Below are 23,026 nucleotides of genomic sequence, written 5' to 3' on the forward strand. Positions count from 1 at the left end.
ACATGGCAGGACTGCTCGACGGCAAACGGATTCTGATTTCGGGGATCATCACCGATTCGTCGATTGCGTTTCACATCGCCAAGGCGGCCCAGGAGGCGGGCGCGCAGTTGGTGCTGACCGGGTTCGACCGGTTGCGCCTGATTCAGCGCATCGCCGACCGGCTGCCGGAGAAGGCGCCACTGATCGAACTCGACGTGCAGAACGAAAAGCATCTGGACTCGCTCGCCGAGCGGGTGACCGCCGAAATCGGCGAGGGCAACAAGCTCGACGGCGTGGTGCACTCGATCGGCTTCATGCCACAGACGGGGATGGGCATCAACCCGTTCTTCGACGCGCCGTATGAGGATGTCTCCAAAGGCATTCACATCTCGGCGTATTCGTATGCCTCGCTGGCCAAGGCGACGCTGCCGATCATGAATCCCGGCGGCTCCATCGTGGGTATGGACTTCGACCCCAGCCGGGCGATGCCGGCCTACAACTGGATGACGGTGGCCAAGAGCGCGCTGGAGTCGGTCAACCGGTTCGTGGCGCGCGAGGCGGGCAAATTTGGCGTGCGGTCGAATCTCGTTGCCGCGGGCCCGATCCGGACGCTGGCGATGAGCGCGATCGTCGGCGGGGCGCTCGGCGAAGAGGCCGGCGCGCAGATGCAGCTGCTCGAAGAGGGCTGGGATCAGCGCGCACCCATCGGCTGGAACATGAAGGACCCGACCCCGGTCGCCAAGACGGTGTGCGCGCTGCTCTCGGACTGGCTGCCGGCGACGACGGGAACCATCATCTACGCCGACGGCGGCGCAAGCACCCAATTGCTGTAAAGCCTAATGGAATTCGACGCCGTCCTGCTGTTGTCCTTCGGCGGTCCGGAAGGTCCGGAGCAGGTTCGGCCGTTCTTGGAGAACGTCACCCGGGGCCGCAACGTGCCCCCGGAACGCCTCGATGACGTCGCCCAGCACTACCTGCATTTCGGCGGGGTGTCGCCGATCAACAACATCAATCGCGCGCTGGTGGCGCAATTGGAAGCCGAGCTGGGCAACCGCGGCCTGGACCTTCCGGTCTATTTCGGCAACCGCAACTGGGAGCCCTACGTCGAGGACACCGTCGCCACGATGCGCGACAACGGAATTCGTCGGGCCGTGGTGTTCACCACCTCGGCGTGGAGCGGCTATTCCAGCTGCACGCAATACGTCGAGGACATCGCCCGGGCGCGCGAGGCGGCCGGGCCGGACGCGCCCGAATTGGTCAAGCTGCGGCCCTATTTCGACCACCCGAGGTTCGTGCGGATCTTCGCCGACACCATCGGCGCGGCCTCGGGGGCGCTGACCGCCGCGCAACAGGCCGGCGCGCGGCTGGTGTTCACCGCGCATTCCATTCCGGTGGCCGCCGACGACCGCGTGGGCCCGCGGCTGTACAGCCGCCAAGTCGCCTATGCCGCAAGCCTTGTGGCGGCCGCCGCCGGGTATGCCGATTACGACCTGGCGTGGCAGTCGCGCTCGGGCCCGCCCCAGGTGCCCTGGCTGGAGCCCGATGTCGCCGACCACCTGGCCACGCTGGCGCAGGCCGGGACCGAAGCCGTCATCGTCTGTCCGATCGGGTTCGTGGCCGACCACATCGAGGTGGTGTGGGATCTCGACAACGAGCTGGCAGGCCAGGCCGAGGCGGCGGGCGTGGCGCTGGTGCGGGCGTCGACGCCCAACGCCCACCCGCGTTTCGCGCAGCTGGCCGCGGACCTGATCGACGAATTGCGATACGGGCGCGAGCCCGAGCGGACGACCGGACCCGACCCGGTGCCCGGTTGCGGTGCCAGCGTCAACGGCGCGCCGTGCCGCCCGCCGCACTGCGCGGCCGGCCGCTAGAAACGGTCAATCGCCCCAGGCGGAATGCAGGATCGCGGTCACGGCCGCCATCCGCGCCGAACGCACCACCGCGGTGAGCGGTCGCAGCGCGTCGCTGGCAATGCGGGCCTCCGAAGAGGATTGGGTTCCCAGGGGTTCCACGCCGGCGGCGACGGGCGCGGTGAAGCGGTCCGGAGAGTCGGATCGGCTCAGTCCCGCGCTGACCGCGATGATGGCGTCGACGTGGGCGGCGTTCTCCAGGACCCGCAGCGCGCGCGTCGGCGCGTGGTCGGGAATGCGGTGCTGCCGTGCGGATTCCAGGAGTTGCTCGACCAGGCCCCGCGGGTCGTCGACGTCGGATGCCGCGGCCCCCAGCCCGATGGCGCCCAGCGCATCGGCGGCCGAGCGCACGGCCGACCGCAGCGTGTACTCCGCGTCGCCGAGCTCGTAATGGTCCAGCACGGGTGCGCCCGGCAGCGAGTACACGGTCCACGTGAGCGCGCACAGTTCGGCAAGCCGCGTCTCGTAGTCCTCCGGCACGTCCTCGTCGTCCTCATAGGAGAATTCGGGCACCAGGCCGACGGCGGTGGCGGGGTTTCGGGGGTTGGCGATGATGACGGCCTCGCCGGCCGCGAGCGCGTCGCGCTCGAACTGGGTTCCGGGGGCCAGCCCGCGCACGTCACCCGGCACCGGCAAAATCACGTTGATCGATCCGCGCATCAACCCTGTGCCGTCCGGCGCCGCGGTCGGCCGGCCGATTGCGGCACGCAGTGTCTGCAGCAGCGTGACCGTTCCGGCGTCGTGCACGTCGGGCCAGGGCAGCCCGGTGTGGCCCGCGGCGACCGCATCATACGCGGTCACCGATTGCTTTGGCGCCCAGACGGATAACGCGTCCAGGACGTCGTCGGGCGCGGCCTTTCCGGCGAGCCACGCATTGGCCCACAGGGACAGCGAAACACTGGGACACCACACGAGAACGCAGTGTAGTTGTTTTGCCCGGCGAAGGCGGATCACGCGTATTCTTGCCGCATGCACGCCGCGGTGCTTTGGCTAATATTCGCGCTGGTGCTGGCCGGTGCGGAGGCGCTCACCGGCCATTTGTTTCTGGTGATGCTCGGCGGGGGCGCACTGGCCGCGGCGCTCACCAGTTGGGTGACCGACTTTCCGGTGTGGGCGAACGGCGCGGTGTTCCTGGTCGTCTCGGTGCTGCTGCTGGTGTTGGTCCGCCCGCCGCTGAAGCGCCGGCTGACGCCGGGCGGGGCGCCGCGGTTGGGAATCGAGGCGCTGCAGGGCAAAACCGCGCTGGTGCTCGAGCGGGTCGCGCGCGATGCGGGTCAGGTCAAACTCGACGGCCAGGTGTGGTCCGCGCGCCCGCTCAACGAGGCCGAGGTGTACGAACCCGGCGAGCCGGTCACCGTCATGCAGATCGACGGCGCCACGGCGGTGGTCTTCAGGAGCAGTCTGTAGCGGCGAGACGAAGCCGCCAACGACTGGTAGAGAGAGGAAGTTCGATGCAAGGTGCGGTTGCTGGTTTGGTGCTGCTGGCCGTCTTGGTGATTTTCGCCATCGTCGTGGTGGCCAAGTCGGTTGCGCTGATACCTCAGGCGGAGGCCGCGGTGATCGAACGGCTGGGACGATACAGCCGCACGGTCAGCGGGCAGCTGACGTTGTTGGTGCCGTTCATCGATCGGGTTCGCGCCCGGGTTGATCTGCGCGAGCGGGTGGTGTCGTTCCCGCCGCAGCCGGTGATCACCGAGGACAACCTGACCCTCAACATCGACACGGTGGTCTACTTCCAGGTCACCGTTCCCCAGGCGGCCGTCTACGAGATCAGCAACTACATCGTCGGCGTCGAGCAGCTCACCACCACCACGCTGCGCAACGTCGTCGGCGGCATGACGCTCGAGCAGACGCTGACGTCGCGCGACCAGATCAACGGGCAGCTGCGCGGCGTGCTCGACGAGGCGACCGGCCGCTGGGGGTTGCGGGTCGCCCGGGTCGAGTTGCGCAGCATCGATCCGCCGCCGTCGATTCAGGCGTCGATGGAGAAGCAGATGAAGGCCGACCGCGAGAAGCGGGCGATGATTCTGACCGCCGAAGGTATGCGCGAGGCGGCGATCAAGGAGGCCGAGGGCCAGAAGCAGGCGCAGATCCTGGCGGCCGAGGGCGCCAAGCAGGCCGCGATCCTGGGCGCCGAGGCCGACCGGCAGTCCCGGATGCTGCGTGCCCAGGGTGAACGCGCCGCGGCTTATCTGCAGGCGCAGGGGCAGGCCAAGGCCATCGAGAAGACGTTCGCCGCCATCAAGGCCGGCCGGCCCACGCCGGAGATGCTGGCCTACCAGTATTTGCAGACGCTGCCGGAGATGGCGCGCGGCGACGCCAACAAGGTGTGGGTGGTGCCCAGCGACTTCAACGCGGCGCTGCAGGGATTCACCAAGTTGCTGGGGACGCCGGGCCAGGACGGGGTGTTCCGCTTCCAGCCGTCGCCCGTCGACGACGCCCCCAAGCACAGCGCCGACGACGACGCCGAGGTGGCCGACTGGTTCTCCACCGAGACCGACCCGGCGATCGCCCAGGCGGTGGCCAAGGCGGAGGCGATCGCGCGCCAGCCGGCGGACGGCCCGGCCGGCGAGCTGACTCCATAGGATTGCGGCATGAGTGCGTTGACTTCACCGAAGACCTATGCGGCGCTTGGCGCCTTCCACGCCGTGGACGCGGTTCTGTGCGGCGTCCAGGTGGCCCCGATCAAGAAGGTGCTGGATGACGTGGGCCTGCCGGAGAACGTCCGGCCCGTGCTGCCCGCGGTGAAGGCGGCCGCGGCCGTCGGATTGCTGTCGGTCAACCGTTTTCCGGCCCTGGCGCGGCTGACGACGGCGATGCTGACGCTGTACTTCGTGCTGGCCCTCGGCGCGCACGTGCGGGTGCGCGACAAAGTCGTCAACGGCGTTCCGGCCGCCCTGTTCTTGGCGCTGGTGGCCGCGATGACGATCAAGGGGCCGGACCAGAACTAGTCGAGGCGCAACTCGACCAGCGGCAGCGGGGTGTCGGTGTCGGTGATCGGGACGCCGAGTGTCTCTTCGAGCACCGGGCGCATCCGCTCCCACGCCTTGGGGTGACGGGTGCGGTAGGCGGCCAGGGTGCGATCGGCTTCGGGCGTGGTCATCACCCGCGCGGTGGCCGTTCTGGGCGCGTGGCTGCCGGCGTAGACCCGCACCCGCGGGTTGGCTTCAATGTTGCGGAACCACTGGGCTTTTCGACCGAAGCCCGACGCGACCACATAGGTGTCGGGTGACGAGTGGTCGAGAACTTCCAGCACCACGAAGCGCGGTGCACCGGATTTGCGGCCGATGTGCTCGAGCATCAAGATCCGCGAGCCGAACAGCGCGCCCGCGCGGGCTTTATAGATCCAGATCGGTGCGCGCATCAGGCGACGCGACCGCAGCACGCGTGCGCCGGCGTTGACGAAAAGGGTTGTGTTGGACACCTTTACCTTCATTTCTCCTTCATCTGCCGATAAGTCCTTCGCGATAGATGGCGAAGACCTCGCCGGCCCACCGCCGCATTCCCTCCTCCGAGAGCGGATCCACTCCGAGTGCCTCGGTGAGGCGGGGCCGCAGCGTCAGCACCGCGAGGTCGTTGACAAGCAAAAACGCCGCCCGCACCGCTGCGTCCGCACCGCGGCTGGCGGTGCCGACCGCGACCATCGCGTTAAGAGTGGTTTGGCTGAGCCGGAATAGCCGGTCGAACAATGCCGAACCGGCGCTCCCTCCGTTGATCAGCAGCCGGCTCAGGTACGCCGGGATCGGCGAGTCGGGCGGCAGGTAAGTGGCCAGGCCGTCGAGCAGGCTCGGCACTGCGGTCGGCTCGAGCCCGACCACGGCGGTCTGCTCGGTCATCTTCGTCAGCAGCACTTCGAATGTGGCGACGACGTGATTGTCGACGATCTCGACGAGCCCGTCTTTCGAGCCGTAATGCCTGATGAGCAGGGCCGGCGAAACGCTCGCCGCGTTCGCTATGTCGCGCAGGGTGACCGCATCGGGGCCGCGCTGGGCGAACAGACGCAGCGCTTCGTCCCGGATCCGCGCCCGGGCCGTGCGGTCATCCGGTAGTGGTGAATGCACGTTCACAATTATAAACAGATGTTTACAACCGGTGGCAGGCTCCGGGCCGACCGCCGCGTACGTACCTCAGGACTGGGGTGCCGGCGGCAGGGGCGGTACGGCGCCCGGCGCGGCGGTGGGTGATCGGGGTGGCTCTCGACGGCGGCGGGATAACCGAGACGGCACTGGCCCGACGCCTGTCGCCGTCACGATTTCGGGCATCGTGACGGCGACAGGCTCGGTGGTCAGGGATGCGGCGCGGGCGACGGTGGCGTCGGCGAGGCCGGTGACGGGAATCCCTCGCCCGGGGGCGGCGGCCAGTAGCCACGCGGGGGTCCGGGCGGACTGGGCGGCGGAGCAAATCCGAACCCACCCGGCGCGGGTCCGCCCAGCGGAGGAGGCGGGGACCCGTGGAACGGCGCCGCCAGCATCGGCGGCGGACCGGGAGGTGGCGGGAGCGGCCCGACGCTGACGATCCAGGCGAACGCGATCGCCGTGACGGTGCCGACCGCGCCGAGCAGCGCGCCCGCCACTGCGGCGCCGATCACCACGCCGGTGGGGTAGCGGCGTCGCTCCGGTGCTGGGTGGGCGACCGGCGGCGGCGCCGGGGGACTGGTGTTGATGTCGTCGTTCGTGGTCATGTCTCGGAGGTTAAGAACCCGGGCTGAAGTGGATCTGAAGAATTCGGGCGGCTGGCGAGCGTGCTCAACCGTCACAGCCGTCACCGGCAAAAGGGCAACCACCTTTGCCCGCCTTCGAGCGACAACGCGCCGACGCTGGGGCACCGAACGGTGCGCCGCCGGGGCACCCCCGGGGCACCGAACGGGGTTGTCGCTCAGAGGCGGGCAACTGCCACATACCTCGCCTTTGGTGACGAACGCGATCGCTGGGACGCCACCTTCAGGTTCGTTTCAGGGCCGGCGCCGACAATGGGGGCATGACGGATTGCCTTCGTGCGGCCGGCCAGTTCAGCGTCGGCACGCCGCGGGTGTTGGTCGTCGAGGACTCCGAAACCATCCGGGAGATGGTCGGCGAAGCGCTCACCGAGGTCGGCTATCACACCGATGCCCGCTGCGACGGCGACGGCCTGGAAGAGGTCCTCGACGGGATGCGGCCCGACCTGGTGGTGCTCGACGTCATGCTGCCGGGACGCGACGGGTTCGAACTGATCGACGTGATCCGCGAATGGGGTGACGTCGGGATCGTCTTGATCACGGCGCGCGACGGGCTGCCGGACCGGCTGCGCGGGCTCGACGGCGGGGCCGACGACTACGTCATCAAGCCGTTCGAGTTGGCCGAACTGGTGTCACGGGTCGGCGCGGTGTTACGCCGCCGCGGACGGCTGTCCCAGGTGATCCAGGTGGGCGACGTCACGCTGGACCTGGGCGCCGGTGTGGCGGCACGCGGCGGTCACCCGCTGGATCTCACCGCAACCGAGCTGCGGGTGCTGTCGTTCCTGGTGGAGCAGCGGGGCCGGATCGTCAGCGCGGGTCAGATCCTGAACGGGGTGTGGGGCTATGACGCCTACGACCCCAACCTGGTGCAGGTCCACGTCAGCGGTCTGCGGCGCAAGCTGGAGGCGCACGGGCCGCGGATCCTGCATACCGTGCGCGGCATCGGCTACCGCCTGCGGGCCGAGCGGTCATGACGGCCGCGTCGACGACACCGACGCCGTCGCTGCAGCGACGCGTGACCCTGGTGGTGCTCGCGCTGCTAGCCGTCCTGCTGGTGGTGCTCGGGGTCACCATCGACATCACCATTGGCGTTCTGGCGCAACGCAATCTGCACGACCGGCTGCTGGCCGCGACATCGCGCGCCGACGCGTTGAGCGCCGCGCGCACCTCACCCGATCTGCTCGCTGCCGAACTCAATGGTGGCGGGATCCGGGCGCTCGTCGTCACGGCCAACGGCAGCGCCTACGGTGACCGCGGGATCAGCCCCGAGCTGACTGACGGGGAGGTCGAACCGCCCCCGCCGCCGTATCCGCCACCGCCGCCGTATCCGCCCCCGCCGCCCTATCCGCCGTATCCGCCACCGCCGTACGCACTTCCGCCGCCGCCCGGCCCGCCACCGGATGCCACCGCGACGGCCATCGTGCACCCCCTGCCCGACGGCAGCCGGGTGATCCTGGTCGCCGACACCACGCAGACCACCCAAGTCGCGCATCAGCTGCGCGGCCTGATGATCGGGGCGGGCCTAGCGACCCTGGCGCTCGCGGCGCTGCTGCTGGTTGCGGTCAGCCGGGCGGCACTGCGGCCCCTGGACCGGCTCACCGCGCTGGCCAACGCCATCACCACCGGGGACCGCGGCCGCCGACTGCATCCGGACCGCATCGACACCGAATTAGGGCGCGCCGCAAGGGCTTTCGACGGGATGCTGGACGCCCTGGAAGCCTCCGAGCGCCGCGCCCGGCACGCCGCCGACACCGCGCAACGCGCCGAGTCCGCAACCCGGCGATTTCTCGTCGACGCCGCCCACGAGCTGCGCACCCCGATCGCCGGCATCCAGGTCGCCGCCGAACAGCTTGCCCACGGCGCCTCCGAACATGACGACGACGGGCAATACCGTCGGGCGAGCCTGCTGCTCTCCGACGCTCGTCGCGCCGGCCGGCTGGTCGCCGACATGCTGGACCTGAGCCGCATCGACGCCGGGCTTGCGCTCCAGCTGCACGACGTCGACGTGGCCGCCGTCCTCGATGGTGAAGCCGACCGGGCCGCCATGCTGGCGCCGCAAATCAGCGTCAGCCGCACCGGTTTGACCACGCTGAATCTCCACGCCGATGCGACCCGCCTGTCGCAGATCGTGTCCAACCTGCTCGACAACGCGCGACGGTATACCCCACCCGGCGGAGCCATCACGGTCGACCTGCGCGCAGACGATGGCATCGCGGAGGTGGCCATCACCGACACCGGGCCGGGCATCCCGGAAGACCAGCGGGACAACATCTTCGAGCGGCTCGTGCGCTTGGACGCCGGGCGCGCCCGCGACCACGGCGGCGCCGGCCTGGGCCTGGCGATCGCGCGGGCGCTGGCGCGCGCCCACGGTGGCGACCTGGTGTGCCTGTCCCACGAGGGCGGCGCCCAGTTCAGGCTCACGCTGCCGCGCCAGTAGGGGCACGAGTAAGGCAGTGACCGCCCCAATGGACCTGCGCGAGAGCATGATTGGGGCGGTCACCGTGTGACGCCTGCTAGCGCACCGGCCTCACCAACCCGGCGGCGGGGCCGGATGGAACGGCCCGCCCGGGGGCGGCGGTCCCACGGGTCCACCCGGGGGCGGCGGCCCACCCGGCCCGCCCGGCCCACCCGGTCCGCCGGGCCCCGGCCCCCACGGTTGCCCGGGACCGGGTGGCGGCGGGGGCGGATCCGCACTCGCCACGGCGGCACCGAAGCCCGCCGCGGCCACCCCAAGGGCACTCGCGAGCAACGAACCAGCGATTAGTTCTCTGATCTTCACTGGGTCCATCCATCCTCTCTGTCGACGGTTCCTTCACCCGGGCGGCGCGAAATCGGCTTGTTCGCACCGCGTTTACCGGTCACCGCGCCCCCACGTCGGCGAGTCGGAGGCGATGCCGCGACGGTAGGCAGTCAGCCTGAAGCGGACCTGAAGATGAAACGCCGCGCCTCGCGGCGCCAGGCAGCGCCGGTCAGCGCGGGGATGCGGGCGCGGTCACGGCGGTCAGGTGCCAGTTGTCCAGCCAGGGCCGCACCAATTCGGCGACGGAGAATTTGGCCCGGGCCGCGCATCCGGTCTTGACGGTGTAGGGGTCGCCGCCGCGGATGAGGATGCCGACGGCGCTGACGGTGCCGTCCCGTTCGTACAGATACACCGGGCCGCCCGAATCGCCGCACTGACCGCTCGCCAGGAATATGACCTTGCTGCCGGTGATCTCCACGATCTGCCCGCAGGCGTCCGCGCCGGAACCCATGCCGAACTTGCACAGCTGCTGGCCGATCTGCAGGTTGGTGGCGACACCGGTGACGGCCAACGACGAGGCGATCGCCGAGGACTGGGGAATGTTGTCGCCGTCCAGCGTGATCAGGCCGATGTCGTGCTGCTCGTTGTGCACACCCTCGTTGATCGTCTCGCGGAACGTGCCCACCGTCGCGTAGGGCAGCACGCCGCCCAGGTTCATCGTCACCTTGCTGGGTTGCCGGGGGCGGTTGCAATGACCGGCGGTGAGAATCCCGGGCGCGCCGGTGCTGGTGTGCACCAGAAAGCCTGCGGTGCAACCCATTCCGCTGGATCCGTCGGCGTAGGCGACGTAGATTCCCGCGCCCGGGCCTACCGCGCTCGCGGCCGGCAGATCGATCGGCGCCAGGATCGGCGGTGGCGGCGTCGGCTGGTGCGCCGGGGTGATCGCCCGGGGGAACAGGCAGACGGCCGCCACCAGTGCGGCGATGCTGCACACCGCCGCGAGCGTGAGCAACGTGGTGTGCAACTTGGCGCGCTCTGGCCGCGCGAACAGCGCGGCGAAGGCGTTCCTCCTCGGCCTGCGGCGCCGCACCTCCCGGCTGGGCAGCAGGCCTAGCACGGCGAGCACCGCCAACACCAGGGCGCTCAGTGGCAGCGCGACGGTACGAGCCGGCGAGTACGGCGTCCCCCAGCTCACGACCTCGAGCGCGTACACCTTCACCATTAGATCGATCTTTGCCGCGCCGCGTGGCGGTCTTACCGAAGTTGGTGATCAGCTGATGGTGGCCGGCTCGGGTGAGGTTTCGTCGGGGAAGGGACGGCGCGCGCGGCGGTGGTGGCGGCGAAAGTGGCGGATCTCGATGATCAGCCCGGCCAGTCCCAGCGCGCTGGTGATCGCGGACACCAGATACAGCAGCGCGCTGATGTGCCCGGCGAGCGCATCGCCGAGAACGACCACGGCGGTGGTGCCGGGCAGCAACCCGGCCAGAGTCGCCACCGCGTAGGGCAGCACCCGCACGCTCGACGCGCCCGCGGCGTAGTTGAGCGCCGAGAACGGCACCGCGGGAATCAGCCGCAGCGACAAGATGGCCAGCCAGCCACGTTGCCGCAGGCGCTCTTCCACCGTTTCGATCGATCGGTAGCGCGCCAGCCGGTTCAGTCGCCATCCGGCCGCGCGCACCAGCAGCAGCGCGATCATGGCGCTGGCCGTGCTGGCGACCACCGCGATGGCGACGCCGAGTAGGGGACCGAACAGCAGTCCGGCCGCCAGGGTGAACGCGGTGCGCGGAATCGGCACCACGGTCGCGACGATGTGGGCGATCAAGAATGCCAGGGGGAACCACGGTCCCACGGATTGCGCCCAGTCGCGCATCTGCACCGGTGAGGGCAGCGGAAGCCACGACGCCAGCACCACCAGCGCTGTGATGCCCACCACTGTCCAGGCGATCCGCGACCGGGACACGCTTCGCGCGGCGACGCCGATGGCGCAGCCCAGATCGCGCGCCGTTTCGGCGATTTTGCTGGTGGCGGAACCCGTCACGGCTCCCTAGGGTACGGGGCGCAGGTGAATACGGCCTTTCCCGACGCTGGTGTTTCATCGGCAATCGAACCCGCTCGCGGCACCTGGCGGTTTTTAGCGACGAGCGGTCATCAATTAGCCTCAGTAGCTAAGTGGTATCCCCAGAGCTGTAGCCCAAATGCTGGGAAAAGGGAGCAATCGGTGTCCATTGATGTACCCGAACTCGCCGACCTAGAACAGGTTCGCGGGCGTTGGCGCAGTGCGGTCGCCGGTGTGCTGGCCAAAAGCACCCGGAAGGACCCCGAGCAGTTGGGGGACGCGCCCGAGCGGCTGCTAGAAACCCCGACGTACGACGGGATCGCGATCCGCGCGCTCTACACCGCGCTCGACGAATTGCCCGAACCGCCGCTGCCGGGAGAGTGGCCCTTCGTGCGCGGCGGCGACGCGCTGCGCGACGTCAAGTCCGGCTGGAAGGTCGCCGAGGCTTTCCCCGCCACGCCGGTGCCCGGTGTGGCGGCACAGGACGTCAACTCCGCGGTGCTGGACGCGCTCGGCAACGGGGCCGGCGCCCTGGTTATGCGGATCGGGGAGTCGGGCGTGGCGCCCGACCAGCTGGGCCAGACCCTCGAGGGTGTCTACCTGGGCATGGCGCCGCTGATCCTGGAAGCCGGCGCCGACTACGCGGCGGTGAGCGACGTGGTGCTGGCGCTGGCGGACGCGGTGGAACCCGACCAGCGCGCCACCCTGTCGATCGACCTGGGCGGTGACCCGCTCAGTGCCGCCCTCAGTGAGCGGCCCGCGCCGAAGATCGAGGACGCTATCGCCGCGGCGAAGCGGGCCGTCGAGCACACTGGGGTGCGTGCGATCACCGTCGACGGGCCCGCCTTCCACAATCTCGGCGCGAACGCGACGTGGGAGCTCGCCGCGAGTGTGGCGGCCGCGGTGAGTTACCTACGGCTGCTTACCGAATCGGGGTTGCCGATCGGTCAGGCGTTGCGGCAGATCAGCTTCCGGTTCGCCGCCGACGACGACCAGTTCATCACGATCGCCAAGTTCCGCGCCGCGCGCAACCTGTGGGCGCGCGTCGCCGAAGTCGTCGGTGAACCGGACGCCGGCGCCGCCGTCATTCACGCCGAGACCTCGCTGCCGATGATGACCCAGCGTGACCCGTGGGTGAACATGCTGCGGTGCACCCTGGCCGCCTTCGGCGCTGGCGTCGGTGGCGCCGACTCCCTTTTGGTGTTCCCCTTCGACGTCGCCATCGACGGCGGGTTCCCGGACGTGGCAACGAGTTTCGCCCGCCGCATCGCGCGCAACACCCAGCTGCTGCTGCTCGAAGAGTCACATGTGGGCCGTGTGCTGGACCCGGCCGGCGGTTCCTGGTTCGTGGAGGACCTCACCCGCCGGCTGGCCGAGCAGGCCTGGGAGCACTTCCAGGCCATCGAGGCGCAGGGCGGATTCAGCCAGGCCCGCGACTTCATCGCCGCTCAGATCGCCGAGGTCGCCGCCCGCCGCAGCGACGACATCGCGCACCGCCGGACCGCCATCACCGGCGTCAACGAGTTCCCTGACCTCACCGAACCGCCTCTGCCGCAAAGCGATTCGACGTATTCGCCGCTCGCCGCCGGAAAGCTGGTGCGCTATGCCGCGGAGTTCGAGGCGTTGCGGGACCGCTCCGACGCCTACCTGGCCCGCACCGGATCCCGCCCGCGGGTGCTGTTGCTGCCGCTGGGTCCGCTGGCCGAGCACAACATCCGCGCGACGTTCGCGTCGAACCTGCTGGCTTCCGGGGGCATCGAGGCGATCAACCCGGGAACGGTCGATGCCGACGGTGTTGCCTCGGCGGTGTCCGACGCGGGGTCGCCGGCGGTGGCGGTCATCTGCGGCACCGACAAGCGCTACCAGGACGAGGCCTCGGGCGTCGTGCAGGCGGCGCGGGACGCCGGCGTCGCGCGGGTTTATCTGGCCGGGCCCGACAAGGCCGTGGCCGAGGCCGAGCACCAACCGGACCAATTCCTGACCGCGAAAATCAATGCGGTCGAAGCTCTGTCGGATCTCCTCACCAGGCTGGGGGCGTAGGCACGATGACGACCACTGCACCCGCTGTCGGCAGCTTCGCCGATGTTCCGCTGCACAGCGAGCGGACGATTGCCCCGGCGACCGAGGCCGCCGTCGACGAACACGTGGCCGCCGCCGCTGCCGCGCACTCGTACACGCCCGATCAACTGCAATGGCAGACGCCGGAAGACATCGACGTCAAACCGGTCTACATCGGCGCGGACCGCGCCGCGGTGGAAGCCGACGGGTATCCGCTGCACAGTTTCCCCGGCGAGCCGCCGTTCGTGCGCGGTCCCTACCCGACGATGTATGTCAACCAGCCGTGGACGATTCGGCAGTACGCCGGCTTCTCCACCGCCGCGGAGTCCAACGCCTTTTACCGGCGCAACCTGGCCGCGGGCCAGAAGGGCTTGTCGGTGGCCTTCGACCTGGCCACCCACCGCGGATACGACTCGGACCACCCGCGCGTGCAGGGTGACGTCGGAATGGCCGGTGTGGCAATCGATTCCATCCTCGACATGCGCCAGCTGTTCGACGGCATCGACCTGTCGACGGTGTCGGTGTCGATGACCATGAACGGCGCGGTGCTGCCGATCCTGGCGCTGTATGTGGTGGCCGCCGAGGAGCAGGGGGTGCCGCCGGAGAAGCTGGCCGGCACCATCCAGAACGACATCCTCAAAGAGTTCATGGTGCGCAACACCTACATCTATCCGCCCAAGCCGTCGATGCGCATCATCTCCGACATCTTCGCCTACACCAGCGCCAAGATGCCCAAGTTCAACTCCATCTCGATCTCCGGCTACCACATCCAGGAGGCCGGTGCGACAGCCGATTTGGAGCTGGCCTACACGCTGGCCGACGGGGTCGACTACATCAAGGCCGGCCTGGACGCCGAGCTGGACATCGACAAGTTCGCGCCCCGGCTGTCCTTCTTCTGGGGCATCGGGATGAACTTCTTCATGGAGGTGGCCAAGCTGCGGGCGGGCCGGCTGTTGTGGAGCGAGCTGGTCTCGCAGTTCGAGCCCAAGAACGCCAAATCGCTGTCGCTGCGCACACATTCGCAGACTTCCGGGTGGTCGCTGACCGCGCAAGACGCGTTCAACAACGTCGCCCGCACCTGCATCGAGGCGATGGCCGCAACGCAGGGGCACACGCAGTCGCTGCACACCAACGCGCTCGACGAGGCGCTGGCGCTGCCCACCGACTTCTCGGCGCGCATCGCCCGCAACACCCAGCTGGTGCTGCAGCAGGAGTCGGGCACCACGCGGCCCATCGACCCGTGGGCGGGCTCGTATTACGTCGAATGGCTCACGCATCAACTCGCGCAGAAGGCCCGGGCCCACATCGCCGAGGTCGCCGAGCACGGCGGCATGGCCCAGGCCATCAGCGACGGCATCCCCAAGCTGCGCATCGAGGAGGCGGCCGCGCGCACCCAGGCCCGCATCGACTCCGGCATCCAGCCGGTGATCGGGGTCAACAAGTACCAGGTGGAAGAGGACCAGGAAGTCGAGGTCCTCAAGGTCGAGAACAGCCGGGTGCGGGCCGAGCAGCTGGCGAAACTGCAAGAGCTGCGGGCGAATCGGGACCAGAAGGCCGTCGATGCGGCACTGGCGGAGCTGTCGCGCGCCGCCGCGGCCCACGGCCGCGCGGGTGACGACGGCCTGGGCAACAACCTGCTCGCGCTGGCCATCGATGCGGCCCGGGCCAAGGCCACCGTCGGCGAGATCTCCGACGCGCTGGAGAAGGTGTATGGCCGTCACCAGGCGGAGATCCGTACTATCGCCGGGGTCTACCGCGACGAAGCTGGAAAGGCCACAAACATGGCAACCGCGACCGAACTCGTCGAGAAGTTCGCGGAAGCCGACGGTCGCCGCCCTAGGATTCTGGTGGCCAAGATGGGCCAGGACGGCCACGACCGCGGCCAGAAGGTGATCGCGACGGCGTTCGCGGACATCGGATTCGACGTCGACGTCGGGTCGCTGTTCTCCACGCCCGAGGAGGTGGCCCGCCAGGCCGCCGATAACGACGTGCACGTGGTCGGGGTGTCCTCGCTGGCGGCCGGTCACCTGACCCTGGTGCCCGCGCTGCGCGAGGCGATGGCTGAGGTGGGGCGGCCCGACATCATGATCGTGGTCGGCGGCGTCATCCCGCCGGGTGACTTCGACGAGCTGTACGAGGCCGGGGCCGCCGCCATCTTCCCGCCCGGGACGGTGATCGCCGACGCCGCAATCGGCTTGCTGCACAAGCTCGCCGAGCGGCTGGGTTACGACCTCGGCTAAATGGCTGACGATCTCTTCCGCGAGCGTAAGCACGCCGCGAAAAATCCCGGCCGAATCCGCAGTGTGCTTACGCTCGCGGGCCAGGAGAACTGGAAATGAGCTCGGAACTGGCCGAGGCGGTCCGCAACGGCGACCGCGCGGCGTTGCCGCGGGCGATCACGCTGCTGGAGTCCACCCGCGCCGACCACCGCGAGAAGGCGCAGCAGCTGCTGCTGGAGCTGACGCCGGATTCGGGCAACGCCTATCGCGTCGGCATCACCGGAATCCCCGGGGTGGGCAAGTCCACCAGCATCGAGGCCCTCGGCATGCATCTGATCGGGCTGGGGCACCGGGTGGCGGTGTTGGCCGTCGACCCGTCCTCGACGCGGACCGGCGGCTCGATCCTGGGCGATAAGACCCGGATGGCGCGCCTGGCCATGCATCCGGATGCATACATTCGGCCGTCACCCACGTCGGGCACCCTGGGCGGGGTGGCCAAGGCCACCCGGGAAACGGCGGTGCTGCTCGAGGCCGCCGGCTTCGACGTCATCCTGATCGAGACCGTCGGGGTCGGACAGTCCGAGGTGACGGTGGCCAACATGGTCGACACCTTCGTGCTGCTGACCCTGGCGCGCGGGGGCGATCAGCTGCAGGGCATCAAGAAGGGTGTGCTGGAGCTCGCCGACATCGTGGTGGTGAACAAGGCCGACGGGGATCACCTCGCCGAGGCCCGGGCGGCGGCGCGCGAGCTGTCCGGGGCGATCAGGTTGATCCATCCGCGTGAAACGCTCTGGCGGCCGCCCGTTCTCACGATGAGCGCGGCCGAGGGGACCGGCCTCGAGGAACTGTGGGAGACCATCGAACGGCATCGCCAGGTGCTCAGCGAGGCGGGCGAGTTCGAGGCGCGCCGCCGGGATCAGCTGGTCGATTGGACCTGGCAGATGGTGCGCGACACCGTGCTGGACCGGCTGTTGTCCAGCCCGGCGGTGCGCAGGATCCGCGCCGACGTGGAGCGAAAGGTCAAGGCGGGCGAGCTGACGCCCGCCCTGGCGGCCCAGCAAATACTGACGGCCGCGTCGGGCTAACGGTTAGGTCAATAATCGCCGATTTCGCTCCTACCGGTTGTGTAATTCAAGTAAATTCAAAGTTGTGACGGTGGATACCCGAGTCGATCGCCGCGCGGTCCGTGTCCACGATGACCTTGACGCAGGTCATCGTGTGTCCGGCGCGGCGGACTCACACTTCGGTTGCGTCGTTCGTAGTTTCGCCAGCATGTTCCCCGCGCGCCGGTTCGGTGGCGGGGCGCTGGCCGTCTATGTCGACGGCCAGCCCGTCGTCGACGTGTGGACGGGTTGGGCCGACCGAGCCGGGCAGCGGCCGTGGACGGAGAACACCGCCCCGATGGTGTTCTCGGCGACCAAAGGGATGGCCGCCACCGTCATCCACCGGCTCGCTGACCGGGGGCTCATCGACTACGAGGCGCCGGTCGCCGAGTACTGGCCACAGTTCGCGGCCAACGGCAAGGCCGACATGACCGTGCGCCAGGTGATGCGGCACCAGGCCGGGCTGTCCGGCCTGCGCGGCGCCACCAAGGAAGAACTGCTCGATCACGTCGTGATGGAGGAGAAGCTGGCCGCCGCGGCGCCCGGGCGCCTGCTGGGCAAATCGGCGTATCACGCGCTGACGTTCGGCTGGCTGATGTCGGGCCTGGGCCGGGCCGTGACCGGTAAGGGCATGGGTACGCTGATCCGCGAGGAGCTCGCCGAGCCGTTGGGCACCGACGGCCTGCACCTCGGCCGGCCGCCGGCCTACGCTCCGACGCGGGTCGCCGAGATCATCGGTCCACAACACCTGATCGGCAATCCGGTCGTCAGCTACGTGACGCGCAAGGTCGCCAACGAGATGTCCGGGGCGTACCGGTCGATGTACTTCAAGGGTCTGGTCGCCGCGGTCCAGGGTGACACCCCGTTGCTGGACGCGGAGATCCCGGCGGCCAACGGCGTGGCCACGGCGCGCGGGCTGGCCCGAATGTATGGCGCCATCGCCAATGGCGGCGAGGTGGACGGCGTCCGCTTCCTGTCCCGTGAGCTGGTCGCGGGCCTGACGGGGGAGCGGAGCCTGCGCCCGGACCGAAACCTGTACGTGCCGTTGGCTTTCCACTTGGGATATCACAGTTTGCCGATCGGCAGCGTGATGCCCGGCTTCGGTCACGTCGGGCTCGGTGGCTCGCTCGGCTGGGCCGACCCCGCCTCGGGGGTGGCGTTCTCGCTGGTGCACAACCGGCTGCTGACGCCCCTGGTGATGACCGATCACGCGGCGTTCGTCGGGATCTATGCGCTGATCCGCCGGGCTGCGGAGAAGGTGCGCAAGCGCGGCTTCCGCCCGGTCACCGAGTTCGGGGCGCCGTTCGCCGAGCCGGGAGCCGCCGTGGGCTGAGGCCCCAACGGCGTTAGGACACACGGGGGATGTCCTTTAGAAGCAGCTTGCTCCGAGCCGAGCTCATTGGCGTTGATGTTCAAGGATTTCGACGACCGCGAGCAGCGCGGTGACAGCGAAGTTTTCGGCCATTCCTAGTGACTTGATTTTGCCGTGACCGCTCGCTCGGTGAACAGAGGGTGCGAGCGACCCGCGGCTTCGGTGCAGTCGACGGTTCACACGCCGATGGGATCGAACGTCGCCCGAAGGCGCGGGGAGTCGGGATAATGGTCGTTGGCCTGATGTCACATGAGCCCCAGCATCCGAAAGGTTTAGGTCTGCCATGAAAACTGACCTGGCGCGACACTCATGACTGAAGCACTCGGGATTGCGATGGTGAAGAACGAGGCAGATGTTATCGAGGCTTTTGTTCGGCACAACCTGTGCTACATGGATGCGCTGGCTATCGTGGATAATGACTCGGTCGACGACACCCGCAACATTCTTGTGCGGTTGCAGCGGGAAGGCTTACCCGTAATTCTGTTCGACGACCCGATAGTGGGTCACTTTCAAGCCGAGATTGTGACTGCGGTGTATCGGAAGGTTGTGCCCAACTTCAAGCCGCGCTTTGTGTTCTTGCTGGACGCCGATGAGTTTATCGTCGCGCCCTCGCGGGCCGCTCTGCGCACCCAATTGCGCTCAATGCGCCCGGGTACGCAAGCTCAGTATCGCTGGCGGACTTACATTCCCGCCCCGACGGGGCTCGAAGGGGATGCTTCCGATCCATTACGAAGCATTACCCACCGGAAGGCGGAAGAGCCCACCTGGTGGAAACCAATCATCGTCACCAAGCCGAAGATTGATATGAAATTGCGGATCAAGCAAGGCAACCACGGCGTTTCGTATGTTGGTTGGCCGCTGCGTAAGACGAAACTGAAGGACGTGACGATAGCTCACTTCCCGGTCCGAAGCGTTGATCAGTTCACGAGCAAGATTTTGGTCGGCTGGATCGCCAATTTAGAGCGCAATCGCTACCGACTCGACCTAGCACATGCGATCCACTGGAAAGTGGTATATGAACGCATCATTCGCGGACCTTCATTTACAGCGGAGGACTTGACCCGCGAAGCACTCAAATATGCAGACTTCTCCGGAACGGAATTGACGTGGCCACGTGATGTCGTCCATGATCCCGTCCTGCCAGGTTATTCAATGTTGACCGCGCAACCGGCAATGAGCTGCACCCCGCTCCAAAAGGTCGTGCGGTCCATCGACAGAATATTCAATCCGGAGGCCGACCGCACCGGTCTGGCGTCCGACATCCGCCTCCTGCAGAATTCGCGCGAAAGGGGTGCGGGCCGACGACACCTAAAGCGGCCGTTCGGGAAGGGTGGATCAGATACTGCCCTATATGTGGATTTACCGCCTTTCCGCTATCTGGCGGAGCGCTATTGCCCCGGATCCGTCCTCGCGATCGGCCAGGGGTCAGAGGCGTATCTGAAATATTTCGCTTCACATGGCGCCAAGCGAACAGCGGGCGTCGACGGCTGCGAACACGGACTAAGCGATCTCGGAGCCGGCGGACGCATGCAGGCTGATTTAGGCGGACCGGTAGACCGCGCGGAAACCTTTGATCTGGTGATATGCGTCGGGCTCCCCCGACATATCTCTGCCGAGTCTGAGCCCACCCTTGTCGAAAATATTGTGCGCCATGCCCGCGAGCGCATCGTCCTTTCTGGCACGCCGGCAAAGCGGCCCGGTGCAGGCCATTTCAGTGGGCGACCGGCGTCGCACTGGCTCGCCCTATTTGCTTCAGCGGGATGGCACCCTTGCCAATTCGATTCCGCTGCGCTGCAATCGCTTTCGACCTTTCCCTGGCTTCGCGGCAGCCTCGTGGTCCTCACGTACGACAGGTCGGACTCTGGGGTAGCTCGCGAACGCCTAATGGAGTCCGAGCGCCGGTCGACCAAACGAATCAAGCAACGGCGACCGGCCGTCATCGCCCACTCGTTCACCGATGAAGAGGCTAAATTGTTGGCGCATCGGGACTCTCGGGCTGTGGCAGCTGCGAACGTATGGCTGCGCGCACTGATATCGCGCGTTTGGAAATGAGTTGACCGTCCATAGCTCACCGCGGCGCCTGGTTACCGGTGTCCCGCCATCGGCGGGCATCTTGCGAGACCACCCATACCGTCAACGCGCAGCGACGCACCATGAAATACTCCGACCGTGAGCCCACTGGCGATCGAGGTTGTCGGCCTCACGAAAACATTCGGCGGATCCACGCCTGCGCTGAACGGCGTGAGCTTCTCGGTTCCGGCCGGTACGGTGTGCGGCGTGCTCGGCCACAATGGTGCCGGCAAAACGACCACTGTCAACATCCTGTCCACGTTGATCCGTCCCACGTCGGGTCGTGCGGTAGTCAGCGGATTCGACGTCGTTCAGCAGGCCGGTCAGGTGAGGGCGAGCATCGGGATGGCGGGGCAATTCACCGGCATGGACCCTTTTCTCACCGGGCGGGAAAACCTCGTCCTGTTTGGAAGGTTGCGCGGGCTGCGGCGCCCGCAGGCCAAGGCCCGCGCCGACGAGCTTCTTGAACAATTCGACCTCGTCGCGGCGGCCGATCGCCGGGTGTCCACCTACTCCGGTGGCATGCGGCGTCGTGTCGATTTGGCCAGCGCCCTAGTGGTGCTTCCACGGGTGCTTTTTCTAGATGAGCCGACGACGGGACTCGATCCACGTAGCCGACGCTCAATGTGGTCGCTGGTGAGCTCGCTAGCGCTGCAGGGCGTAACCGTGCTGCTGACTACCCAGTACCTGGAAGAGGCCGATGTACTGAGTGATTCGATCGTGGTCATCGACCACGGGCAGGTGCTCGCTAACGGGACGGCCGAGGACCTCAAGCGCAGGGTCGGTGCCAGCTACTGCCAGGTGACCCCGGCCAATCCCGCTGACTTGCCCCAGGTCGCGGCGGCACTGGCTGGCCTCGAAGGGGTTGATGTCGACGCCGACATGAACTTCGTGTCGGTGCCGGCCCCTGAAGGGGTGACGACATTGGGGGAGGTATTCAGACGCGTTGATGCCATCGGCATCGAACTAATCGATATCTCGTTGCGTAAACCTTCGCTCGATGAGGCTTTTTTGCACTTAACAGAGCGAACTGTCGCCCAGCCATGACCGCCTTGGGCGCCCTCACTGAACGTGCACTGCGCGCCGCGGCGCGTGATGGCGGTCTGATGTTCGAGATTTTCTCGCCCGTCGGCTACCTGGTCGGCTTTTCCGTGGCGCTGCATGGGCTTGTCGACACCGGGCACGTCAGCTATTCGCAGTACCTAGTCCCGGCGGTCGCCATCCAGGCAGTGGTCCTGGTCGCGATGCTGACTGCGGACCGCGCAGCGCGCGATCACCTGCATGGGTTGGGGGAGCGGTTGAGGACACTGCCGATCGCGGCCGCCGTCCCGGTGAGTGCCCGGATCGTGGCGACCCTCATCCGGGCCGCGCTCGCCTTGGCCGTAGCGATCGCCGCCGGCTACGGCTTCGGATTCCGGATGACCGGTGGTCCGGCGTACGCCGTGGCCTTCGTTGTCATCGCGTTGCTGTTGGGCCTAGCCGTGTCCCTGGGTGCCGACGCCTTAGGTTCGATTACTAGCAGTCCCCAAGGGACCAGCCACGTGTTGTTCGTGCCTCAGCTCTTGCTATTCATGCTGTCCACAGGGATTGCCCCCGAGAGCACCTTCCCCGAGTGGTTGCGCCCGTACGTGCGTAACCAGCCGTTGTCACTGGTCGCCGAGACACTGCGCGGACTGAGTTCTGGCTACGTGGCTGTGGGCAATCTGACGGCCAGCCTGGCTTGGTGCGTGGGGATGGTGCTGGTATTCGGCGCGATCACCTTGCGGCTACAGAGGCGCAGCTAGTGGTGCCGGAGCGTCGGGTGCGCGGCTCGCTTTTGACCCAGAGCTGGGTGCAGGCTGGCCGACTCCTCACCGAGTGGCGCCGTGAGCGGGCGGTGCTGGTGGGGTCTTTGATCGTGCCGGTATGCCTCTTAATTGTCTACGTTGCGGTGCTGGACGAACGAGTCCACAAGATCACCGGCGTCCAGAGCGTGTACGGCCTGGTCCCGGTGTGTGCGGTGCTGTCGGGGGTGTTTGGCGCCCTGAGCACTTCGCTGGGCATCGCGATGGAGCGTGATTCTGGCCTGCTGAGCCGGATGTGGGTGCTGCCCGTACACCGGGCAAGCGCGATAATCGGACGGTTGACTGCGGAGGCTGTACGCGCTCTCATCGGAACAATCCTGATCACCGCGATCGGTCTGGGGATGGGCCTGCGCTTCACGCATGGCTGGGCAACCGCACTGGTGTACGTCCTGATCCCCCCCATAATGGTGATTGGGTTCACGGCGCTGATCATGGCGCTGGCTATCCGGACCAACGGTGTCGCGCTCATGACATGGCTGGCCGCCGGAACGGTTGGGCTTGCGTTCCTCAACCCTGGTACGACGCCGATCATGCTCTACCCTGATTGGCTCCGGCCGTTTGTTCGTTCCCAACCGATATCTGCACCTATTGAGGCGATGTGGGGACTGGCCCAGGGTGGTCCGCTATTCTGGCCCTTGGTGCTAACTCTCCTCTGGACCACCATGCTGCTCTTTACGTCTATCCCGATCGCCGTCCGCGGTTATCAGAGTGCCGCTGAATCTGACGCTTAGCAACCGACCGATGTCTGCGCCCGCGCTCAGGCTACCGCCGTCGAGCCTTTTGGCTGCCAAATGATTGCGACATCACATCGCGTGCTCGAGACGCTCTGATCCGAAACCACCGAAGATACGCAAGGAAGATTTCGCGCCGGCCCTCCCTTGTCATCCCGCGGGTCAAGTTTGAGATCCAGAGGTATAGGGGGAGCCGTTTCATGAACTCTTTGTCCTTGCTCATGCTGATG

Annotated in this window: 21 protein-coding genes; 15 read left to right on the forward strand and 6 right to left on the reverse strand. The window is 67.6% G+C overall.

Translation table 11 applies throughout. The features are described 5' to 3' along the window. The first annotated feature begins 2 nt into the window (after positions 1-2). Positions 3-812: an NADH-dependent enoyl-ACP reductase InhA gene (inhA, locus tag AC5Y5B_RS18370; protein ID WP_067097838.1), complete on the forward strand. Its 810-nt coding sequence runs from the start codon at positions 3-5 to the stop codon at positions 810-812. Positions 813-818: 6 nt separating this feature from the next. Further along, positions 819-1,850, forward strand: coding sequence for a ferrochelatase (locus tag AC5Y5B_RS18375; RefSeq protein ID WP_112634619.1), 1,032 nt, complete (start codon positions 819-821; stop codon positions 1,848-1,850). Positions 1,851-1,856: 6 nt separating this feature from the next. Here the strand turns inward: AC5Y5B_RS18375 and AC5Y5B_RS18380 are convergent, their stop codons facing one another. Further along, entirely contained in the window at positions 1,857-2,801 is a 945-nt protein-coding gene (locus AC5Y5B_RS18380) for an Rv1486c family protein (RefSeq protein ID WP_112634618.1), read from the reverse strand. 57 nt (positions 2,802-2,858) lie between these two features. Here AC5Y5B_RS18380 and AC5Y5B_RS18385 point away from each other — a divergent pair, with 57 nt between their 5' ends. Genes AC5Y5B_RS18385 through AC5Y5B_RS18395 form a run of 3 tightly spaced genes read left to right on the forward strand, consistent with a single transcriptional unit; the run spans position 2,859 to position 4,840 of the window. After that, positions 2,859-3,296, forward strand: coding sequence for an NfeD family protein (locus tag AC5Y5B_RS18385; RefSeq protein WP_112634617.1), 438 nt, complete (start codon positions 2,859-2,861; stop codon positions 3,294-3,296). Positions 3,297-3,340: 44 nt separating this feature from the next. Beyond that, positions 3,341-4,474, forward strand: coding sequence for an SPFH domain-containing protein (locus AC5Y5B_RS18390; RefSeq protein ID WP_112634616.1), 1,134 nt, complete (start codon positions 3,341-3,343; stop codon positions 4,472-4,474). A gap of 9 nt (positions 4,475-4,483) precedes the next feature. After that, entirely contained in the window at positions 4,484-4,840 is a 357-nt protein-coding gene (locus tag AC5Y5B_RS18395; protein ID WP_112634615.1) for a DoxX family protein, read from the forward strand. Here AC5Y5B_RS18395 and AC5Y5B_RS18400 read toward each other — a convergent pair. The 3 genes from AC5Y5B_RS18400 to AC5Y5B_RS18410 form a co-directional block, all read right to left on the reverse strand. Beyond that, positions 4,837-5,253 carry a nitroreductase family deazaflavin-dependent oxidoreductase gene (locus AC5Y5B_RS18400; RefSeq protein WP_500006091.1) on the reverse strand — a complete coding sequence of 139 codons (417 nt, stop codon included), beginning with the start codon at positions 5,251-5,253 and terminating at the stop codon, positions 4,837-4,839. The genes AC5Y5B_RS18395 and AC5Y5B_RS18400 overlap by 4 nt on opposite strands. 79 nt (positions 5,254-5,332) lie before the next feature. After that, the gene (locus tag AC5Y5B_RS18405; RefSeq protein WP_165821863.1) at positions 5,333-5,950 is read right to left on the reverse strand and encodes a TetR/AcrR family transcriptional regulator; all 618 of its coding nucleotides are present in this window, start codon (positions 5,948-5,950) and stop codon (positions 5,333-5,335) included. Between the two features lie 224 nt (positions 5,951-6,174). Continuing rightward, entirely contained in the window at positions 6,175-6,570 is a 396-nt protein-coding gene (locus AC5Y5B_RS18410) for a hypothetical protein (RefSeq protein WP_112634612.1), read from the reverse strand. Between the two features lie 296 nt (positions 6,571-6,866). On the opposite strand from AC5Y5B_RS18410, the gene AC5Y5B_RS18415 reads away from it, so the two are divergent. Both AC5Y5B_RS18415 and AC5Y5B_RS18420 read left to right on the forward strand, forming a co-directional pair. After that, the gene (locus tag AC5Y5B_RS18415) at positions 6,867-7,577 is read left to right on the forward strand and encodes a response regulator transcription factor (protein WP_500006081.1); all 711 of its coding nucleotides are present in this window, start codon (positions 6,867-6,869) and stop codon (positions 7,575-7,577) included. Further along, entirely contained in the window at positions 7,574-9,040 is a 1,467-nt protein-coding gene (locus tag AC5Y5B_RS18420; RefSeq protein WP_500006082.1) for a sensor histidine kinase, read from the forward strand. The genes AC5Y5B_RS18415 and AC5Y5B_RS18420 overlap by 4 nt, the downstream gene beginning before the upstream one ends. Positions 9,041-9,572: 532 nt before the next feature. Here the strand turns inward: AC5Y5B_RS18420 and AC5Y5B_RS18425 are convergent. After that, positions 9,573-10,565 carry a chymotrypsin family serine protease gene (locus AC5Y5B_RS18425; protein WP_500006083.1) on the reverse strand — a complete coding sequence of 331 codons (993 nt, stop codon included), beginning with the start codon at positions 10,563-10,565 and terminating at the stop codon, positions 9,573-9,575. A 48-nt stretch (positions 10,566-10,613) separates the two neighbouring features. Then, positions 10,614-11,381 carry a TVP38/TMEM64 family protein gene (locus tag AC5Y5B_RS18430; RefSeq protein WP_112634847.1) on the reverse strand — a complete coding sequence of 256 codons (768 nt, stop codon included), beginning with the start codon at positions 11,379-11,381 and terminating at the stop codon, positions 10,614-10,616. Positions 11,382-11,561: 180 nt separating this feature from the next. On the opposite strand from AC5Y5B_RS18430, the gene mutA reads away from it, so the two are divergent. The 8 genes from mutA (at position 11,562) to AC5Y5B_RS18470 (ending at position 22,796) form a co-directional block, all read left to right on the forward strand. Beyond that, on the forward strand, positions 11,562-13,439 hold the full coding sequence (gene mutA, locus AC5Y5B_RS18435; RefSeq protein WP_112634846.1) for a methylmalonyl-CoA mutase small subunit: 1,878 nt from the start codon (positions 11,562-11,564) through the stop codon (positions 13,437-13,439). Between the two features lie 5 nt (positions 13,440-13,444). Next, complete coding sequence (gene scpA, locus AC5Y5B_RS18440) at positions 13,445-15,697, forward strand: methylmalonyl-CoA mutase (protein WP_112634845.1); 2,253 nt, start codon at positions 13,445-13,447, stop codon at positions 15,695-15,697. Between the two features lie 95 nt (positions 15,698-15,792). Then, on the forward strand, positions 15,793-16,761 hold the full coding sequence (gene meaB, locus AC5Y5B_RS18445; protein ID WP_112634844.1) for a methylmalonyl Co-A mutase-associated GTPase MeaB: 969 nt from the start codon (positions 15,793-15,795) through the stop codon (positions 16,759-16,761). Between the two features lie 64 nt (positions 16,762-16,825). After that, entirely contained in the window at positions 16,826-18,112 is a 1,287-nt protein-coding gene (lipL, locus tag AC5Y5B_RS18450; RefSeq protein ID WP_112634843.1) for an esterase/beta-lactamase LipL, read from the forward strand. Between the two features lie 348 nt (positions 18,113-18,460). Continuing rightward, complete coding sequence (locus tag AC5Y5B_RS18455) at positions 18,461-20,203, forward strand: glycosyltransferase family 2 protein (protein WP_500006084.1); 1,743 nt, start codon at positions 18,461-18,463, stop codon at positions 20,201-20,203. A gap of 117 nt (positions 20,204-20,320) precedes the next feature. After that, positions 20,321-21,268, forward strand: coding sequence for an ATP-binding cassette domain-containing protein (locus AC5Y5B_RS18460; protein WP_500006085.1), 948 nt, complete (start codon positions 20,321-20,323; stop codon positions 21,266-21,268). Next, positions 21,265-22,005 carry an ABC transporter permease gene (locus AC5Y5B_RS18465; RefSeq protein WP_500006086.1) on the forward strand — a complete coding sequence of 247 codons (741 nt, stop codon included), beginning with the start codon at positions 21,265-21,267 and terminating at the stop codon, positions 22,003-22,005. The genes AC5Y5B_RS18460 and AC5Y5B_RS18465 overlap by 4 nt, the downstream gene beginning before the upstream one ends. 17 nt (positions 22,006-22,022) lie before the next feature. Beyond that, complete coding sequence (locus tag AC5Y5B_RS18470) at positions 22,023-22,796, forward strand: ABC transporter permease (protein ID WP_500006087.1); 774 nt, start codon at positions 22,023-22,025, stop codon at positions 22,794-22,796. Positions 22,797-23,026: the final 230 nt, after the last annotated feature.

It is taken from the genome of Mycobacterium sp. NGS33 (assembly GCF_059812885.1).

Excerpts from the sequence above, each read along its gene's own strand:
- inhA (WP_067097838.1), top strand. The coding sequence starts at position 3 with ATGGCAGGACTGCTCGACGGCAAACGGATTCTGATTTCGGGGATCATC.
- AC5Y5B_RS18375 (WP_112634619.1), top strand. The coding sequence starts at position 819 with ATGGAATTCGACGCCGTCCTGCTGTTGTCCTTCGGCGGTCCGGAAGGT.
- AC5Y5B_RS18385 (WP_112634617.1), top strand. The coding sequence starts at position 2,859 with ATGCACGCCGCGGTGCTTTGGCTAATATTCGCGCTGGTGCTGGCCGGT.
- AC5Y5B_RS18390 (WP_112634616.1), top strand. The coding sequence starts at position 3,341 with ATGCAAGGTGCGGTTGCTGGTTTGGTGCTGCTGGCCGTCTTGGTGATT.
- AC5Y5B_RS18395 (WP_112634615.1), top strand. The coding sequence starts at position 4,484 with ATGAGTGCGTTGACTTCACCGAAGACCTATGCGGCGCTTGGCGCCTTC.
- AC5Y5B_RS18400 (WP_500006091.1), bottom strand. The coding sequence starts at position 5,253 with ATGCGCGCACCGATCTGGATCTATAAAGCCCGCGCGGGCGCGCTGTTC.
- AC5Y5B_RS18410 (WP_112634612.1), bottom strand. The coding sequence starts at position 6,570 with ATGACCACGAACGACGACATCAACACCAGTCCCCCGGCGCCGCCGCCG.
- AC5Y5B_RS18415 (WP_500006081.1), top strand. The coding sequence starts at position 6,867 with ATGACGGATTGCCTTCGTGCGGCCGGCCAGTTCAGCGTCGGCACGCCG.
- AC5Y5B_RS18420 (WP_500006082.1), top strand. The coding sequence starts at position 7,574 with ATGACGGCCGCGTCGACGACACCGACGCCGTCGCTGCAGCGACGCGTG.
- AC5Y5B_RS18425 (WP_500006083.1), bottom strand. The coding sequence starts at position 10,565 with ATGGTGAAGGTGTACGCGCTCGAGGTCGTGAGCTGGGGGACGCCGTAC.
- scpA (WP_112634845.1), top strand. The coding sequence starts at position 13,445 with ATGACGACCACTGCACCCGCTGTCGGCAGCTTCGCCGATGTTCCGCTG.
- meaB (WP_112634844.1), top strand. The coding sequence starts at position 15,793 with ATGAGCTCGGAACTGGCCGAGGCGGTCCGCAACGGCGACCGCGCGGCG.
- AC5Y5B_RS18455 (WP_500006084.1), top strand. The coding sequence starts at position 18,461 with ATGACTGAAGCACTCGGGATTGCGATGGTGAAGAACGAGGCAGATGTT.
- AC5Y5B_RS18465 (WP_500006086.1), top strand. The coding sequence starts at position 21,265 with ATGACCGCCTTGGGCGCCCTCACTGAACGTGCACTGCGCGCCGCGGCG.